This is a genomic window from Pseudomonas sp. Irchel 3F3 (assembly GCF_900187545.1).
Taxonomy (GTDB): domain Bacteria; phylum Pseudomonadota; class Gammaproteobacteria; order Pseudomonadales; family Pseudomonadaceae; genus Aquipseudomonas; species Aquipseudomonas fortuita.
This window is the reverse complement of sequence record NZ_FYDS01000003.1, coordinates 151,962-167,355: the sequence shown is the minus strand read 5'-3', so window position 1 is coordinate 167,355 and position 15,394 is coordinate 151,962. Positions and strand designations below refer to the sequence as shown.

The 15,394-nt window shown below is 62.3% G+C and carries 16 protein-coding genes and 1 pseudogene; 11 read left to right on the top strand and 6 right to left on the bottom strand.

What is annotated here, in order from left to right:
* The first annotated feature begins 110 nt into the window (after positions 1 to 110).
* Positions 111 to 620, top strand: a complete 510-nt coding sequence (locus CKW35_RS06885) for a hypothetical protein (RefSeq protein ID WP_095115514.1) — start codon at positions 111 to 113, stop codon at positions 618 to 620.
* 100 nt (positions 621 to 720) lie between these two features.
* Here the strand turns inward: CKW35_RS06885 and CKW35_RS06880 are convergent, their stop codons facing one another.
* Together CKW35_RS06880 and CKW35_RS06875 are read right to left on the bottom strand one after the other, a co-directional pair.
* Positions 721 to 1,698 (bottom strand): D-2-hydroxyacid dehydrogenase family protein, encoded by a 978-nt coding sequence (locus CKW35_RS06880; RefSeq protein ID WP_016487692.1) that lies wholly within the window; start codon positions 1,696 to 1,698, stop codon positions 721 to 723.
* A gap of 153 nt (positions 1,699 to 1,851) precedes the next feature.
* Positions 1,852 to 2,763, bottom strand: a complete 912-nt coding sequence (locus CKW35_RS06875) for a LysR family transcriptional regulator (protein WP_095115512.1) — start codon at positions 2,761 to 2,763, stop codon at positions 1,852 to 1,854.
* A 94-nt stretch (positions 2,764 to 2,857) separates the two neighbouring features.
* Between CKW35_RS06875 and CKW35_RS06870 the strand changes: the two genes are divergently transcribed.
* Complete coding sequence (locus CKW35_RS06870) at positions 2,858 to 4,033, top strand: MFS transporter (RefSeq protein ID WP_095115510.1); 1,176 nt, start codon at positions 2,858 to 2,860, stop codon at positions 4,031 to 4,033.
* Positions 4,034 to 4,470: 437 nt separating this feature from the next.
* Here the strand turns inward: CKW35_RS06870 and CKW35_RS06865 are convergent, their stop codons facing one another.
* On the bottom strand, positions 4,471 to 5,094 hold the full coding sequence (locus CKW35_RS06865; RefSeq protein ID WP_023047355.1) for a glutathione S-transferase family protein: 624 nt from the start codon (positions 5,092 to 5,094) through the stop codon (positions 4,471 to 4,473).
* Positions 5,095 to 5,293: 199 nt separating this feature from the next.
* Between CKW35_RS06865 and CKW35_RS06860 the strand changes: the two genes are divergently transcribed.
* The 6 genes from CKW35_RS06860 to CKW35_RS06835 all read left to right on the top strand — a co-directional run bounded on the left by CKW35_RS06860 (position 5,294) and on the right by CKW35_RS06835 (position 9,518).
* The gene (locus CKW35_RS06860) at positions 5,294 to 5,593 is read left to right on the top strand and encodes a DUF3077 domain-containing protein (RefSeq protein WP_016487688.1); all 300 of its coding nucleotides are present in this window, start codon (positions 5,294 to 5,296) and stop codon (positions 5,591 to 5,593) included.
* A gap of 79 nt (positions 5,594 to 5,672) precedes the next feature.
* Complete coding sequence (locus tag CKW35_RS06855; protein WP_023047356.1) at positions 5,673 to 6,395, top strand: hypothetical protein; 723 nt, start codon at positions 5,673 to 5,675, stop codon at positions 6,393 to 6,395.
* 292 nt (positions 6,396 to 6,687) lie between these two features.
* Entirely contained in the window at positions 6,688 to 7,608 is a 921-nt protein-coding gene (locus CKW35_RS06850; RefSeq protein WP_060517273.1) for a LysR family transcriptional regulator, read from the top strand.
* Between the two features lie 143 nt (positions 7,609 to 7,751).
* Positions 7,752 to 8,528: an SDR family oxidoreductase gene (locus CKW35_RS06845; protein ID WP_095115508.1), complete on the top strand. Its 777-nt coding sequence runs from the start codon at positions 7,752 to 7,754 to the stop codon at positions 8,526 to 8,528.
* Between the two features lie 106 nt (positions 8,529 to 8,634).
* Positions 8,635 to 9,084: an antitoxin Xre/MbcA/ParS toxin-binding domain-containing protein gene (locus CKW35_RS06840; protein WP_016487684.1), complete on the top strand. Its 450-nt coding sequence runs from the start codon at positions 8,635 to 8,637 to the stop codon at positions 9,082 to 9,084.
* Complete coding sequence (locus tag CKW35_RS06835) at positions 9,081 to 9,518, top strand: RES family NAD+ phosphorylase (protein WP_016487683.1); 438 nt, start codon at positions 9,081 to 9,083, stop codon at positions 9,516 to 9,518. Before CKW35_RS06840 ends, CKW35_RS06835 begins: the two co-directional genes overlap by 4 nt.
* A gap of 7 nt (positions 9,519 to 9,525) precedes the next feature.
* Here the strand turns inward: CKW35_RS06835 and CKW35_RS06830 are convergent, their stop codons facing one another.
* Together CKW35_RS06830 and CKW35_RS06825 are read right to left on the bottom strand one after the other, a co-directional pair.
* On the bottom strand, positions 9,526 to 10,680 hold the full coding sequence (locus CKW35_RS06830) for a cysteine desulfurase family protein (RefSeq protein WP_016487682.1): 1,155 nt from the start codon (positions 10,678 to 10,680) through the stop codon (positions 9,526 to 9,528).
* A 193-nt stretch (positions 10,681 to 10,873) separates the two neighbouring features.
* A complete protein-coding gene (locus tag CKW35_RS06825) occupies positions 10,874 to 11,800 on the bottom strand; it encodes a LysR family transcriptional regulator (protein WP_016487681.1) in 927 nt (308 codons plus the stop codon).
* 139 nt (positions 11,801 to 11,939) lie between these two features.
* Here CKW35_RS06825 and CKW35_RS06820 point away from each other — a divergent pair, with 139 nt between their 5' ends.
* The 3 genes and pseudogenes from CKW35_RS06820 to CKW35_RS06810 all read left to right on the top strand — a co-directional run bounded on the left by CKW35_RS06820 (position 11,940) and on the right by CKW35_RS06810 (position 14,323).
* Entirely contained in the window at positions 11,940 to 13,169 is a 1,230-nt protein-coding gene (locus tag CKW35_RS06820) for an acyl-CoA dehydrogenase (protein ID WP_016487680.1), read from the top strand.
* Positions 13,170 to 13,251: 82 nt separating this feature from the next.
* Positions 13,252 to 13,938 (top strand): annotated as a pseudogene (locus tag CKW35_RS06815) (hypothetical protein); the annotation flags it as partial.
* Positions 13,931 to 14,323 carry a hypothetical protein gene (locus CKW35_RS06810; RefSeq protein WP_031311787.1) on the top strand — a complete coding sequence of 131 codons (393 nt, stop codon included), beginning with the start codon at positions 13,931 to 13,933 and terminating at the stop codon, positions 14,321 to 14,323. The pseudogene CKW35_RS06815 and the gene CKW35_RS06810, both read left to right, overlap by 8 nt.
* A gap of 5 nt (positions 14,324 to 14,328) precedes the next feature.
* Here CKW35_RS06810 and CKW35_RS06805 read toward each other — a convergent pair whose 3' ends face one another.
* Entirely contained in the window at positions 14,329 to 15,393 is a 1,065-nt protein-coding gene (locus CKW35_RS06805) for a TerC family protein (protein ID WP_070086374.1), read from the bottom strand.
* Position 15,394 lies beyond the last annotated feature (1 nt).

Genomic DNA, 15,394 nt, shown 5'->3' with positions numbered 1-15,394 from the left:
CGGTGCCCTCGTTACCTGATCAACTGCTCAATTCTCTTGTTGGCCGGTGGATTCGGTGATGCCAATTTGATAGCTTTCCGCCCTTTACCGCTGTATCCGGACAGAAATTGATGAACCAGCCATACGAACCCAAGCAACAGCTCGACGACCTGCCGGCGCTGGCCGAGGGCCATGCTTTCTGCAGGCAAGAGGTGGAGCGCCTTGAAAGTGTGCAGGCCCAGCATGCACTCGAACTGGCTGCGCTGCAGGCCAGTGGCGAGGCGCAGAACCGGAAACTGGTGGCAAGTACCCTGGCCCGCGTGCAGAAGGAAGGGGCGATTCGCAAGAGCCTTGAGCAGTACCAGGAGCAACTGGCCGCGAGCAACCTGGCACGGGACGCGTTGTCCACCACTGTGACTACGGCGTTGAAGCGGCTAGCGCTGGCCACCAGCACCCAGGCTCAGCGCGTTGACAGCGTCGAGGCGCGTCTGGCCAGCCTGGCTGAGCGCCAGCGTGAATGCGAGCTGCAATTGCAGCAGCTGGCCGGCCCTGGCTGGGCGGCGTACCTGGAGCGCAATGCTGTGCCATTGGTAGCGCTGGCGGTGGCCGTTTTTGCGCTGGGGCTGAACCTGTTCGGTTGAACGCAACTTGAAGGCACATGCCCAATGGGCGCGTGCAGTCCATACGTAATGACTGGGGCTGCTGTGCGGCCCATCGCGGGCATGCCCGCGCCCACAGGGCTCAGCGCCGAGCCGCCAGCACCTCGGGGTTGGCAACGTTCTTTGGCGTTCCTTCGAAAAACGCCAGCACATTGTCGAAGGCGTCGCCAAAGTACAGCTCGTAACCGTTCTTCTCCACATACCCCAGGTGCGGTGTACTGAGTACACGAGGGTGGCGCAGCAGCGGATGGGCGGGGTCGAGCACCGGCTCCTCTTCGAAAACATCCACTGCCGCGTAACCCGGCCGCCCGGCATCCAGTGCCTGCAGCAATGCCCCTGGGGCAATCAGTTCTGCGCGGCTGACGTTGACCAGCAGGGCATCGGGCTTCATGCTGGACAAATCGCGGAAGGTGACCCCGTGGCGCGACTGTGCCGACAGGCGCAGGTTCAGGCTGACAATGTCCGCTTCAGCAAAAAATGCCTCACGCGAGGCGGCTGCGCGGTGGCCATCAGCCTGGGCTGCGGCGCGGCTGCTGTCGCTGCCCCACACCAGCACGTGCATGTCGAATGCCTGTGCGTAGCGCGCCAGGCGCTGGCCGATCTTGCCGTAACCCCAAATGCCCAGCAGCTGGCCGGCCAGCGCCTGCCCCAGGTTGACCTGCCAATGGCCTTGGCGCAAGGCATCGATGGCCGGTACCAGCTGCCGACGGGCATTCAGGATAAGCGCCCAGGCAAGTTCCGCAGGCGCCACCGGCGAGCCACGCCCCTCGGTTACGGCTATGCCCCGCGCCGTGCACGCTGCCAGGTCCAGGTGGCTGGACACCTTGCCGGTCTGGCTGATCAGCTTGAGGTCAGGCAGGTGGTCGAGCAAGGCGGCGTCGATGCGGGTACGTTCGCGGGTGAGTACCAGTGCGTCGGCGTCGGCAAAGCGTGCTGCAAGTTGCTCTGGCGTGGCGGGTTGGCATTCATGAAGCACGCTGACAGCGTGCCCGCTCAGTTTGGCGAAGCAGTCGAGCGTGCGGATCACATCCTGGTAGTCGTCGGGAATGACAATGCGCATGGTGGTCTGGCCCTGGCCGTACAGTGAAGCGTCGAAGATAACCCAACTGTAGATATCAACGTCAGGTCAGACTGTGGTCGCAGCGCACCACGACCGGCTCATGCACCCTGTCGTGACACCAGGCCGCTCCCAACGCGTAGCCCGGAAGACGTTCTACAAGGGGGTGCGCAGGCCGCCCGACAAGTGCTCTATCAGAAAATCCACGAACACCCGGACCCGCGCCGGCATGGCCGGCCCGCCAACGAACACCGCATGGATCGGCTCGCGGTCGTCAGGGTTGTACGCCTCCAGCAATGGCACCAGCCGCCCGCTGGCCAAGTCATCGACCACCGTGAAGGTACCGATGCGTGCCACGCCGGCACCGAGCCTGGCCAGTTGCGCCAAGGCTTCGCCGCTGCTGCATTCGATATTCCCCGTCACCTTCAACGAGAACGCCTGCCCGTCGCGGCGGAACGGCCAGTCGGGCGCCGCGCGGCGGAAATTGAAGCGCAGGCAGTTGTGCCGGGCCAAGTCTTCAGGCTCAAGCGGGGTACCGCAGCGTTGCAGGTATTCGGGTGAGGCGACCACCACCTGGCCGGTTTCGCCAATGGCGCGGGCGCTCAACGAGCTGTCCGGCAGGTGCCCGAAGCGTAATGCCACGTCGGCCTGGCCACCGAGAATGTCGGCCACTTCGTCACTGAGGGTAAGATCAACCAGCACTTGCGGATAGCGGGCGCTGAAGGCCGCCAGCAGCGGCACTACGGTCAACCGGGCGTGGCCCAGTGCGGCGCTCACCCGCAAGCGCCCGCGCGGCACCCCCTGGTCGGTGATGGCTTCTTCCACTTCGAGCATGTCGGCCAGCACCCGCCGTGCACCGCGCAGGTACGCCTCACCCTCGGGAGTGAGGGTGATTGCCCGTGTGGTGCGCAGCAGCAGGCGGGTGCCCAGGCGCTGTTCGGTGCGGGCGAGGATACGGCTGACCGCAGAAGGCGTCAGGTTCAGTGCCCGCGCGGCAGCCGACAAGCTGCCTTCGTGCGCCACCCTGGCAAATATCTCCATCTCGCCGGATCTTCCACTGAAGTCCATTTGTGCCTCGTGCGCAAAGGTGGTTAGCAAAAAAGCAGTCTAGTGCGCTTTTGAAACAGATCGTAGCATTTGCGGCATAGATAAGGAGCTTGCCATGCGTATCAATCCACCTCTTGTCGCACTCGCCATCGGTGCCTTTGGCATCGGTGTCACCGAGTTCGCCCCCATGGGCATGTTGCCCAGTATCGCCACTGACCTTGGCGTTTCCATCCCTGCTGCCGGGCTGCTGGTCAGCGCCTATGCCATCGGCGTGCTGATCGGCGCACCGCTGATGACCCTGGCCACGGTGAAGATCCCGCGGCGTTATCTGCTGATCGGGCTGATGGCCATTTTCACACTGGGCAACCTGATGTCGGCCCTGGCCAGCGACTACGCCAGCCTGTTGGTGGCCCGCGTTGTCACCTCACTGAACCACGGTGCTTTCTTCGGCATCGGCTCGATTGTCGCAGCCAGCGTAGTACCACCCGAGAAGCGTGCCGGGGCGGTGGCGGCGATGTTCATGGGCTTGACCCTGGCCACCATCGGCGGCGTGCCGCTGGCGACCTGGTTCGGTGAAATGCTGGGCTGGCGCACAGCCTTCTGGGGTATCGCCGGGCTTGGCCTGGTGGCGATGACCACCCTCTGGTACGCGCTGCCCAATGTGCCGTCGCCCAAAGGCGAAGGGGCCATGGCTGAAATCCGTGTGCTGGGCCGCGGCCCGGTGCTGGCAGCTTTGCTGCTGACGGTGGTGGGTTCCAGTGCGATGTTTACGGTGTTCACCTACATTGCGCCGATCCTGCAGAGTGAGGCGGCCGCATCCACCACGTTCGTGACAGCCATGCTGGTGTTGTTCGGTGTTGGCCTGACCTTGGGCAATGTGTGGGGGGGCAAGGCGGCAGACCGCTCGATCGACCGTACCCTGATCCTGTCGTTGGCGTTGTTGATTGCCGTGCTGCTGGTGTTCCCGCTGGTGCTCGACTGGCCGCTGCCGACAGCCGTGGCGATTCTGCTCTGGGGCGCGGCCAGTTTTGCCTTGGTGCCGCCGTTGCAGATGCGCGTGATGGAGGCAGCCAAGGATGCGCCCAACCTGGCCTCGGCGGTGAACATCGGTGCGTTCAACCTGGGCAATGCGATTGGCGCCGCGCTGGGTGGCGCAGTGATCAACGCAGGGCTGGGCTACCCGGCGATTTCCCTGGCGGGCGCCGCGATGGCGGCACTGGGGTTGGTGATGGTGTTGCTGTTTGCCTGGCGTGGGCGGGTGGTGGCAGCGGGGGGGCAGGTTGCGGTGTAACAAACTGAGATCGCCGGGGGCGCTGTGCGCCCCTTTCGCGACACAAGGCCGCGCCTACAGGGAAAATGGGATCTCTTGTAGGCGCGGCCTTGTGTCGCGATGGGCTGCAAAGCAGCCCCAGAATCCAGCAGTGCCGTTGCCGCCACCACGGTGATGCCGTTTTCGGTCTGCTCGCCGAGGCTGGCAGTGCCGGTCACGTTGGTCGGGTCCAGTGCCACAGCACCCAATGGCAGCGGTTGGCCGGGATCAGGCGGTAACCGCCGTCCTGCGGCATGGCTCGCAGGCCGCAGGACCAGTAACTGCTGCAGGGCTTGCTGGCTGAAGCTGCCACGCAGCCCGGCGCTGTATTTGCCGGCCAGGTCACCCGGGGGTAAACGACTAGTGGTAATGACTCGCAGTATTACCCAATGCCCGGCAGTGAAACCCGTGTTGTACGTTTACGGTGTACCGTTACGGCCGTGCAGGTGATAGGCCGGGCGTTCGCTGAGGCGTTCGTAATAATCGCGCACCGCTGGCAGTTGCGGGTGTTCGAACGGCGTTTCGAACCAGCGGTTGACCGACAGGCCAATAGGGATATCGGCCAGGGTGAACTGGCTGCCGGCCACATACGCACCGGTGCTGGCCAGTTGGTGGTCGAGGATGTGCATGTAGCGAGACCAGTCCGCGCAACCGGCGGCAAGTGCTTGCGGGTCCTGGTGCGCGGGGGAGTGCCTGACCAGTGACATGAATGCGTAGCTCCACGAGCGGTTCAGGTCTGAGGCCTGCCAGTCGATCCACTGGTCGATCCTGGCCCGCGCCTGGGCATCGTCGGGGTAGAACGCGGTGGCACCATAGCGGTTGGCCAGGTAGCGGATGATGCTGTTGGATTCCCACAAGGTGAAGTCGCCATCCTGGATCACCGGGATCATGGCATTGGGGTTCAACGCCAGGAACTCGGCGCTGTCAGTGGCCTTGAAGCCAGAGCCCCAGTCTTCGCGCTCGAATGCAACCTCGAATTCAGCGCAGGCCCACAGCACTTTTCGCACATTGATGGAGGAGGCTCTGCCGAGTATCCGTAGCATGGTGTTCGTCCTGGGGTGGGGGAGGTTGATCGTCCGACACTGCCAGGTGGCGGTCAAGGGCTGATCGGTGGCGGAGGGCACACTTCATGGAGTGCTTGTAGTCCATTTCCGAAAGTGATTGTTACCACCCTGCTGGTCATTGTGGGGGGCAAAGCAGCGTCCTAGTCTGGGCATGCCCGCAACCGCCCGAGGAATGGACATGGACAACGACAACCCGAAAAGCAGCAAGCTCAATGTTGTGCGTGCAGCGAGCCGGTTTGGCAACGCCGATGCCGAACTGGTGCAGATGAAACCGCAGCTGCCGATGAGGACCGCACTGATGGAGGCATCTAGCATCATGGGCTGCATGACTGAAATCACTCGCAAGGCCATCGACAGGCCTGGCGACCGCAAGGTGATGATGCAGGCCACGGTTTACCTGGCGGGCATGGCCAAAGCACTGATCGATGGCCAGCTGCTGCAGATGCGTCAGGCGCGGGAAGGTGAACGCGAACGCTAGTCAAGCTTGCCTGGGGGGCCTTAACTTGGCACCCTTGGGCGGTTTGAATCGTCTGTATCACCACAAAAGGAAGTTCGCATTGAGCTGGGACAAGGTGGGGAAATTCCTCGTAGCCGTGCTTGCGGGCCTGATGGTCCTTTTGGCCGCCTACGTGTTGCTCAGGGGCAACCCGCGTCTGGAGGCGTCACTGACTTATGCCTACCTCACCTATCCCACCCAGTTCAGCGAGCGCATAAGCAAAGCCAGCGAGCAACTCAAGTATGAGCAGTTGCAGGGGCGCATCAACAGCATTGGCCAAGGCGAGCTAAGCCACGATCAGGTCGAGCGGTTGATAGAAATGGCCCAGGCACCCTATGCCCAGCTGTTCGCCAAGCCTTTCGAGGCCGGGCTGGTCGATCACCGTACTGGCTTGCTCATCGAACTACGCAACAGGGGGGATGCGCCAGTACGGGAGGTCAAGGTCCGTCTGCCAGCCAAGGGCCTGGTGCAGGTGCGTGATGCTGCCGGCAACGACACCCTGCTGGAAACCGCCACCGCGCAGGTGGACATCCCGGCCATCGAGCCGGGTGGCACGTGCAAGGTCTGGGTCTATTTCGATGCAGACTATTTGCAGATCCGCCAAGGCGGGGTCAGCATCAGCCACGCCGACGGCGTGGCCAATGTGCAGGTGTACCACGAAGTCATCGGTTTTCCGGCCATGGTGGCGCGCTACAGCCGCGAGTTGATGGTGTTGCTGAGCGTACTGGCGATCAGTGTGCTGGGCCTGGGTTACGCCTGCCTGGCACGGCGTAGACCGCGGTAAGCGCGTTACTCGAACATAAATACCTGATTGGGCGGGGCCCCTGTGGGAGCGGGCAAGCCCGCGAACACCGGCGCAGCCGGTGCCATGCAGCGCGTCGCACTCTTCGCGGGCGCGCCCGCTCCCACAGGATAAAGCGGCGTTTGCCGAAGCCTTGTTCCACGGGCGACAGCGCAGCATAACGGGCTGGTATGCGTGTTCTGCGATCAAGGGTCATTTGCTTGAAACTCAATACTCCCCCGTTGACGACCCTCTATAGTGCTCGGCATTACAAGACCCATGTCGAGCCTGCCTGATGATCCCTTCCCTGGATTCCATTTTTTCTCGCCTGCGCCTGCGCCAGTTGCGCCTGCTGATCGAGCTGGATCGCTGTGGTTCGCTGCACAAGGCTGCCGAAGCCATGGCCATTTCCCAGCCCGGGGCCACCAAGGCGTTGCGCGAGGTGGAGGAGGTGTTGGGTGTACCCTTGTTCCAGCGCCTGCCCAGCGGCCTGGTAGCCAACGACGTGGGCCGTTGCGTGGTGCGCTACGCGCGGCTGATCCACAGCGACCTGGGGCACTTGCGCGAAGAGGTGCTGGGCATCGTCCAAGGCCAGGGTGGGCGGCTGGCGGTGGGCAGCATCATGGGGGCCATGCCGACCCTAATCAGCGCCCTGGGGCGCTTGCGCCGCAAGCAGCCGCAGCTGGCAGTGGAAATTGCCGAGAATACCAGCGCCAACCTGCTCGCCCAGCTGGACGAGGGGCGCTTGGACCTGGCGATCTGCCGGCCGGGGCTGGGCCGCAACGCCACAGACTATGCCTTTGTCGAACTGGCCCAGGAGCCATTGGTAGTGGTCGCGCACCCGCAACACCCGCTTGCCGGGGCAGCGTCACTGCATATCAGCGACTTGAGCCATTACCGCTGGGTGGTCTACCCGGCGAACATGCCCATGCGCCAGGCGCTGGAGCGCGAGTTGAGCGAGGCAGGGGTGGAGGTGCCCCGTTATCCGCTGGAAACCTTTTCAACCTTCGCTACTTTCATGCTGCTGGAAGATGACCCGACGCTGGTGGCGGTCATTCCCAGTGCTGTGGCGACTTTTGCCGAGCAGCGCGGGTTACTGGTGTCGCTGGCGGTGCAGCTACGGGCCTTGAGCGAGCCGTTCGGCATCGTGCACCGTGTGGCGACGCCGCTAGCGCCAGCGGCGCGGTTGCTGGTAGAGGAATTGACGGCCGATTGAAACTTGTTGACGCCAGCCCTTCAGCCTGTTGCTGGCGGGGATAAATGCCGGTTATTGGTGGATCAGCTCTTTTCATTATCGGCGGCCTTGTCCTGTGCTCTAGATTACCCCCCTGAAACCCTACTGCATCAAGGACCAACACAATGGATCTAGGCATTACCGGCCGCTGGGCCATCGTCTGCGCGGCCAGCCAAGGCCTGGGCAAAGGCTGCGCCGAGGCGCTTGGCAAAGAAGGCGTGAACCTGGTCATCAATGCCCGCACCCAAGCCACCCTGGTGCAGACCGCCAGCGAGTTGCGTGCGGCCTGCCCGGGCATCGAGGTGCTTACCGTGGCCGGCGATGTTGCTGATGCCCAGGTGCGCCAGGCGCTGTTGGCGGCCTGCCCGCAGGTCGACATCCTGGTCAACAACGCCGGTGGCCCGCCACCGGGGGACTTCCGTGACTGGGGGCGTGACGACTGGCTGAAGGCGCTGGACGCCAACATGCTCACCCCCATCGAGCTGATCAAGGCAGTTGTCGACGGCATGGCCGAGCGGGGCTTCGGGCGGGTGGTGAATATCACCTCAGGCGCGGTGAAGGCGCCGATCGACATGCTTGGTCTGTCCAACGGCGCCCGCAGTGGCCTGACCGGTTTCATTGCCGGCCTGGCCCGGCAGCAGCGCCTGGCGGGCAGCAATGTGACACTGAACAACCTGCTGCCTGGGGCGTTCGACACCGCGCGCTTGCAAAAAACGTTGCAGGCGGCGGGTGGCGATGTGCAAGCCACTGCCCAGGCCAGGCGCAAGGCCATCCCGGCGGCGCGCTTTGGCGATGCCGGGGAGTTTGGCGCGTACTGTGCGTTCCTGTGCAGTGCGCATGCCGGCTATATCACCGGGCAAAACCTGCTGATCGATGGCGGGGCTTATCCGGGTACCTTCTGAAAGGAGCGGGGGCGCAGTGCCCCCACAACCAAGGGGGCCAGTCAAACTGGCAATGATCCGGTGAATACCGCATACTTGTCGGCAAACGCCGAAACAGGAGTATGCCATGCTTGCCGAAGTGCTTCGTGACAACGGTTACCACGAGTACCGGGCGCGCCTGCAGGCGCTGCTGGAAATACCCGAACTTGCCAGTGACTTCGAAATCCACACCCGGATCACCCACGGTTTTGCCGCTACCTGGCTGGTGAAGCTGACCGAGCGCGGTGTGTTCACGCCGGTGGAGCGGGACCAGATCATTCCCCTGCGCACCCTGAAAACCCGTATCGAGCGTGACCAGCCGCTGACCGTGGAAGAGAGTGATCGGCTGTTCCGTTCGGCCCACATCACCGCCATGGCCGAAGCCGTGTTTGGCGAGGCGGACAAGGCCAAGCGCTGGCTGTCCAAGCCCAAGGAACGTTTTTCGGGGCTGACGCCGATGCAGATGCTCACAACCCAGCAAGGCACCACTCAGGTCGAAGAGATGCTGCTGCAGATTGCCGAGGGTTTTGGCCTGTGATTTTGTGGCGTATCAGCGCCTATGCAGATTTGAGCGGCACTGGGGGGCTGCGTGTTAGCGGACGCTGGCACCAGGCGGGCCGGCCCGTGGTGTATGCCGCCACCAGCCCTTCCGGGGCGATGCTCGAGGTGCTTGTGCACCTGGAGATCGACCCCGAGGATTTTCCTACCACCATGCGCCTGATCCGTATCGAATTGCCTGACACGGTTTCACAGGCGCAGTTGCCCGCCTTGCAGCCCGGCTGGTCCGCTCAGCCTGAGTTGACCCGGGCGCTGGGCAATCGCTTTCTGGATGACTGCTCGGCTTTACTGCTGCCCGTGCCGAGCGCGATCATGCCCAGCACCATCAACTACCTGTTCAACCCACGGCACGCGCAGGCACAGCGTGCGAAAATCCAGGTCGAGGATTTTACCCCGGACAGCCGCTTGTTCTAGCGTGTGTTCACCACAGTGCAGCCGATGCCGTCGTCAGCACCCGGCCAAACACTGCGAGCGCCTGGTCCACTTGCGCCTCGGTCGTGAATCGGCCGATGCTCAAGCGCACACTGTTGCGCGCCTGACGCTCGTCCAGCCCCAGTGCCAGCAGCACATGGGAGGCGGCGTTACTCGCCGAGTTGCAGGCCGAAGTGGTCGACAAGGCCAGCTCGCTGGCCAGGGCCGCGCTGTTGAAGCCCTTGCTGTCGATGCACAGGTTCAGGGTGTGGGGGATGCGTTGGCTGGCGCTGCCGTTGAGGGTGACGCCGGGTAAAGCCAGCAGGCCCTCGCGCAGGCGCGTGGCCAGTTGCTCAAGGCGCTGGTGCTCGCTGTCACCTGGTTCGCCGGCCAAGGCAAAGGCGCTGCCCATGCCCGCGATCTGATGGGTTGCCAGGGTGCCGGAACGCAGGCCCTGCTCATGGCCGCCGCCGTGCATCTGCGCGCGCATCAGCGTACGGGCGCGTGGGCCGACATAGAGCGCGCCGATCCCTTTTGGCCCGTAAACCTTGTGCGCCGAAAATGACATCATGTCCACGGCCACCGCCTTCAGGTCGATGGCCAGCTTGCCTACGGCCTGTGCGGCGTCCACGTGCAGGAGGGCACCGTGGTCACGCACCTGTTGGCCGATGGCGGCAAAATCGGTAACCGTGCCCAGCTCGTTGTTGACCGCCATCAGCGACACCAGGCGGGTATCGGCGCGCAACGCTGCCTGCACGCTTGCAGGCTGGATCAGGCCGGCAGCATCCGGCGCCAGGCGGGTGACGGCCCAGCCTTGGCGTTCAAGTTCGGCCGCGGTGTCGAGCACGGCTTTGTGCTCTAGCTGACTGGTGATCAGGTGCCCGGGCTGGTCGATGCCTTGGGCAATGCCTTTGAGTGCCAGGTTGTTGGACTCGGTCGCGCCCGAGGTCCAGACCAGGTTGTCGGCTTGCGCGCCGACGCGCTCGGCCACCTGCTGGCGAGCGTGCTCCACGGCCTGTCGCGCGGCCTGGCCGTAGGCATGGCCACTGGACGCCGGGTTGCCGAAGTTGGCCTCGCTGCCAAGGCAGGCAAGCATGGTTTCGATGACCCGGTCGTCGACGGGGGTGGTGGCGGCGTAATCGAAATAAAGAGGGGCGCTAGGCATTCGGGCGGGTCCATATCTGTCGCCGTGAAATCGGCGATTGTTGGGATAAGCGTACCCGCGATGAAGAAGATAGTTTTCGCTTCCCGCCAATTTTTTCTGAATCTCTGTAATAAAAATTTCTCCCCTGCGAACTTTTTGGAGAATATTTTTCTACAGTCGAGCAGAGCTGAGGCGCCGCCGCTCGCAGGCGTCTTCAGGCAGGCTGTGGGGTCTTCTCTTCCTCGGCTACCACGCGTTCGCACAATTCGGTGATCTGCTCGCGCATCCAGCGGTTGGCCGGGTCCTGGTCGGTGCTTTCATGCCAGTACAGGTGCGTTTCCAGTGCCGGCACCTCCACTGGCAGTGGCTGGTAACGCAACTGATGGCGACGGGCGAAGCGCTCGGGGACGGTCATCGCCATGTCGGTCTGCTGCAACACCTGCGAGGCCATCAGGTAGTGCTGCGAACGCAGGGCGACCTTGCGTTGTACACCCATCTTGCCCAGCGCCAGGTCGACGTAACCCAGGCCGTTGCGGCGGCTGGAAATATGGATGTGGGTCATGCTCAGGTAGCTGTCGAGGGTCAGCTTGCTGTCAGCCAGCGGGTGGCCTTGGCGCAGGGCGCACACATAGCGGTCTTGCATCAGTTTGATGTGGCGCACCTGCGGGTCGGTGTTCAGGGGCGCGTCAATGGCGAAGTCCAGGCGGCCGGCGGCGAGCTCCTTGGTGGTCTCGCGGCGCTTGCACAGGAAGCTTTCGATCAGCACCGCAGGCGCCAGACGGCGCAGGCGCTGGAACAGCGGCGGCAGGATGACCGCTTCGGTCAGGTCGGTCATGCTGATGCGGAAGGTCTTGTTGGCCTGCTGCGGGTTGAAGATGCGGCTTTCCTGCACCGAGGTACGCAGCAGTGCCAAAGCGTTGCGCACCGGGCCGATGATGTTCTGCGCCATCGGCGTGGGCACCATGCCTTGTGCAGTGCGCACAAACAGCGGGTCGTTGAAGGTTTCGCGCAGCCGCGAAAGGGCATTGGACACCGCTGGCTGGGTAATGCCGACAATCTGCCCGGCGCGGGTCAGGTTGGCTTCGGTGTAGATCGCATCGAACACGATGAACAGGTTGAGGTCGACCTTGCTGAGGTTCATGGGCGCCGCTCTTTGTTGGAATTATTGGCCGATCATATATCGGTTATGAATGTTTATACACGCGGAAAATAGACTAGGTGGATGGGGCTGCGCTGCTCTAGGCTCTGCCCATGTACTCCGAACCGTGAAGGTAGCCCCGATGGATTTCGCCTATTCGCCCAAGGTCCAGGCACTGCGCGAGCGCGTTACTGCGTTCATGGACGCCTACGTGTACCCCGCCGAAGCCGTGTTCGAGCGCCAGGTTGCCGAGGGCGACCGCTGGCAGCCCACGGCAATCATGGAAGAACTCAAGGCCAAGGCCCGCGCCGAAGGGCTGTGGAACCTGTTCTTGCCCGAATCGGAATACGGCGCCGGCCTGAGCAACCTGGAATACGCCCCACTGGCGGAAATCATGGGCCGCTCGCTGCTCGGGCCAGAACCGTTCAACTGCTCGGCGCCGGACACCGGCAACATGGAAGTGCTGGTGCGTTATGGCAGCGAAGCGCAGAAACGCCAGTGGCTGGAGCCGCTGTTACGCGGCGAGATCCGCTCGGCGTTTGCCATGACTGAGCCGGACGTGGCCTCCTCGGACGCGACCAACATGGCCGCCACTGCCGTGCGTGACGGTGACGAATGGGTCATCAATGGCCGCAAGTGGTGGACCTCCGGCGCCTGCGACCCGCGCTGCAAGGTCATGATTTTCATGGGCCTGTCCGACCCTGAAGGGCCACGCCACCAGCAGCATTCGATGGTGCTGGTGCCCACCGATGCGCCGGGCGTGAAGATCGTCCGCCCGTTACCGGTGTTCGGCTATGACGATGCCCCTCATGGCCATGCCGAAGTGCTTTTCGAGAACGTGCGGGTGCCTTATGAAAACGTGCTGCTCGGTGAGGGGCGCGGCTTTGAGATTGCCCAAGGGCGCCTTGGCCCTGGCCGTATCCACCACTGCATGCGCTCGATCGGCATGGCCGAGCGTGCGCTGGAGCTGATGTGTAAACGTTCGGTGGAACGTACTGCATTTGGTCGGCCACTGGCACGGCTGGGCGGCAACGTCGACAAGATCGCCGACTCACGCATGGAAATCGACATGGCCCGGCTGCTGACGCTGAAAGCGGCATACATGATGGACACCGTGGGCAACAAGGTGGCCCGCAGCGAGATCGCGCAGATCAAGGTGGTGGCGCCGAACGTGGCGTTGAAGGTGATCGACCGGGCGATTCAGATTCACGGTGGGGCAGGGGTGAGTGGCGATTTCCCGCTGGCTTACATGTACGCCATGCAGCGCACCCTGCGCCTGGCCGACGGGCCGGATGAAGTGCACCGGGCGGCGATTGGCAAATATGAAATTGGCAAGTATGTGCCGGTGGAGCTGTTGCGTAGCGGGCGCTGAGTCAGCGGCCTGCACCGGCCTCTTCGCGGGTGAACCCGCTCCCATAGTGATCGCGCAAACTCCCGCAATGTGTAGGAAGTATCTGACCATGGGCGTCGGCAAGGACATGCTCGATCAAGGTTTGAAACAGGTCAGTCATACATTGACCAGTATCGAGCAGTTGCACCAGCGAGAGTTCCTGCGCCATGGCCACTTGAACAGCCCAGCGTTTTTCGCTGAACGGCGCCGACTTTTGCAGCAGCTAGATGGACAGTTGAAAACGGCATTTCTGAACAAGCAGTTGAACCTTGGGAACTATGAGCGCTTGAGGAGGAGCTTGAATATTTCGACCAAGAGTCTTGTGCATCATTGGTCCAAGGCCGGTGGTCCGGGGCAGATTCCGGGGTACGCGACGCATCTGGATAAGGTTGCCAAGCTTAGCAAGCATCTCTCCTGCGGTGGATACGCTGCGGTTGGGCTAGGAGGGACTTCGTCCTACTTGAAAGTACGTGAGGTATGTCAAGCTGGAGAAACCGAAGCTTGTAAAAAGGTCAGACTGACCGAGACAGGAGGTTTTGCTGTTGGAACCGCCGGAGCTATGCTTGGCTCCTCAGGAGCAGTCCTCGTATCCGGAACAGTATGTGCCGTTGTTACTATGGGCTCTGCAGGTCTGGCCGGGCCAGTGTGCGGCATAGTGCTGGTGGGTGCCAGCGGTATGGCTGGGGGAGTGCTGGGCGGCAAGCTCGGTGAGTCGGTAGGCGAGGTTATCTACGAGGCGACCAGTGATTGATATTACTGGCTGGCAACCACTTGCCAAATTGGTAATTCTACTAAGTCCTTTTGTTATCGGTATACCTGGGCTAGCTCTTAGTGTTGTCGCGACGTTGACGAAAGATTATGGCGTCGCCTGCTCGGCCATCACGAGCAATCCCTACTTCGAAAGCATTAAGCGTGTATGGGGTTCTGGATCATTTGAGTGGCGCTGGCTGACCCTTTGTACGGTAAGTGGACTAGTTGCATTTCCGTGGTTAGCGCTGCGTATGGGGCAACTGGATGCTGGCGAGTTGAATGCCTTTCCGCAGAAGCTGAAGCGTAAGTTGAAGGTTGCTGCGTGGCTAAGCATGACTGGATTCATCTGGATGGTAGTTGTATGGGCATTATTTAAAATCAAGTAGCCGTATCAGATCCGCATCTGCGGGTCTTCGTCTTTTGGGCTGACTGGACAATCGGCATTTGAAGACTGCTCAGGCGAATGATCCGCGATCGCCGGGTTCTCCCCCCGCGTCTTGACCAACGAAACCACCACCCCACCCAGCAACAACCCGAACGTCACCCCCAACGACAGCAGTGCCGGCACCTTGCCCACCATGCCGTGATAGAAAATCTTGCAACCAATAAAGATAAGCACCAGCGCCAACGCATACTTGAGGTATACAAACCGGTGCATCAACGCCGACAGCGCGAAGTACAACGATCGCAGCCCAAGAATGGCGAAGATGTTCGAGGTGTAGACAATGAATGGATCCTGGGTGATGGCGAAAATCGCGGGCACGCTGTCGACTGCAAACACCAGGTCGGCCAGTTCGATCAGCACCAGCGCCAGAAACAACGGGGTGGCGTAGCGCAGCGCCTTGCTGTGCCCGGGCGGGGTCTGGCGCACGAAGAAGTGCGAGCCGTGGATCTGGTCGGTGACCCGCATGTGCCTGCGCACGAACTTGAGTATCGGGTTGTTGGCCAGGTCAGGGTGGCTGTCTTCTTTCGAAAGCGCCATCTTCACCCCGGTAAACAACAGGAAAGCACCGAAGAGATACAGCACCCAGGCAAAGTTCTGCACCAGCGCGGCGCCTACACCAATCATGATCGCCCGCAGGAATACCACCCCCAGGATGCCCCAGAACAGCACGCGATGCTGGTAACGGCGGGGAATGGCGAAGTAGCTGAAAATCATCGCCATGACAAAGACATTGTCCATCGACAGCGATTGCTCGACCAGGAAACCGGTGTAGAACTCCAGCGCCGATTGCGCGCCCAGCTGGTACCAGACCCCGACGCCGAACAAGACGCCAACGCTGAAGTAGCCCGAGTACAGCAGCAGGCTTTCGCGCATTTCGATTTCCCGGTCGTGGCGGTGCAGCACGCCCAGGTCGAGCACCAGCAAACCGATGACGATGGCAATGAACACCAGCCACAACCAGGTGCTGGTACCGAGTACGGGGGTGGTGAGGAATGCTTGCAGAGCTGTCATG

What these genes read in the sequence shown, in the direction of transcription:
- CKW35_RS06830 (WP_016487682.1), bottom strand. Translation starts at nt 10,680, where the DNA reads ATGCCTAGCGCCCCTCTTTATTTCGATTACGCCGCCACCACCCCCGTC.
- CKW35_RS06840 (WP_016487684.1), top strand. Translation starts at nt 8,635, where the DNA reads ATGCTTGCCGAAGTGCTTCGTGACAACGGTTACCACGAGTACCGGGCG.
- CKW35_RS06870 (WP_095115510.1), top strand. Translation starts at nt 2,858, where the DNA reads ATGCGTATCAATCCACCTCTTGTCGCACTCGCCATCGGTGCCTTTGGC.
- CKW35_RS06805 (WP_070086374.1), bottom strand. Translation starts at nt 15,393, where the DNA reads ATGACAGCTCTGCAAGCATTCCTCACCACCCCCGTACTCGGTACCAGC.
- CKW35_RS06875 (WP_095115512.1), bottom strand. Translation starts at nt 2,763, where the DNA reads ATGGACTTCAGTGGAAGATCCGGCGAGATGGAGATATTTGCCAGGGTG.
- CKW35_RS06820 (WP_016487680.1), top strand. Translation starts at nt 11,940, where the DNA reads ATGGATTTCGCCTATTCGCCCAAGGTCCAGGCACTGCGCGAGCGCGTT.
- CKW35_RS06845 (WP_095115508.1), top strand. Translation starts at nt 7,752, where the DNA reads ATGGATCTAGGCATTACCGGCCGCTGGGCCATCGTCTGCGCGGCCAGC.
- CKW35_RS06860 (WP_016487688.1), top strand. Translation starts at nt 5,294, where the DNA reads ATGGACAACGACAACCCGAAAAGCAGCAAGCTCAATGTTGTGCGTGCA.
- CKW35_RS06825 (WP_016487681.1), bottom strand. Translation starts at nt 11,800, where the DNA reads ATGAACCTCAGCAAGGTCGACCTCAACCTGTTCATCGTGTTCGATGCG.
- CKW35_RS06885 (WP_095115514.1), top strand. Translation starts at nt 111, where the DNA reads ATGAACCAGCCATACGAACCCAAGCAACAGCTCGACGACCTGCCGGCG.
- CKW35_RS06850 (WP_060517273.1), top strand. Translation starts at nt 6,688, where the DNA reads ATGATCCCTTCCCTGGATTCCATTTTTTCTCGCCTGCGCCTGCGCCAG.
- CKW35_RS06880 (WP_016487692.1), bottom strand. Translation starts at nt 1,698, where the DNA reads ATGCGCATTGTCATTCCCGACGACTACCAGGATGTGATCCGCACGCTC.
- CKW35_RS06865 (WP_023047355.1), bottom strand. Translation starts at nt 5,094, where the DNA reads ATGCTACGGATACTCGGCAGAGCCTCCTCCATCAATGTGCGAAAAGTG.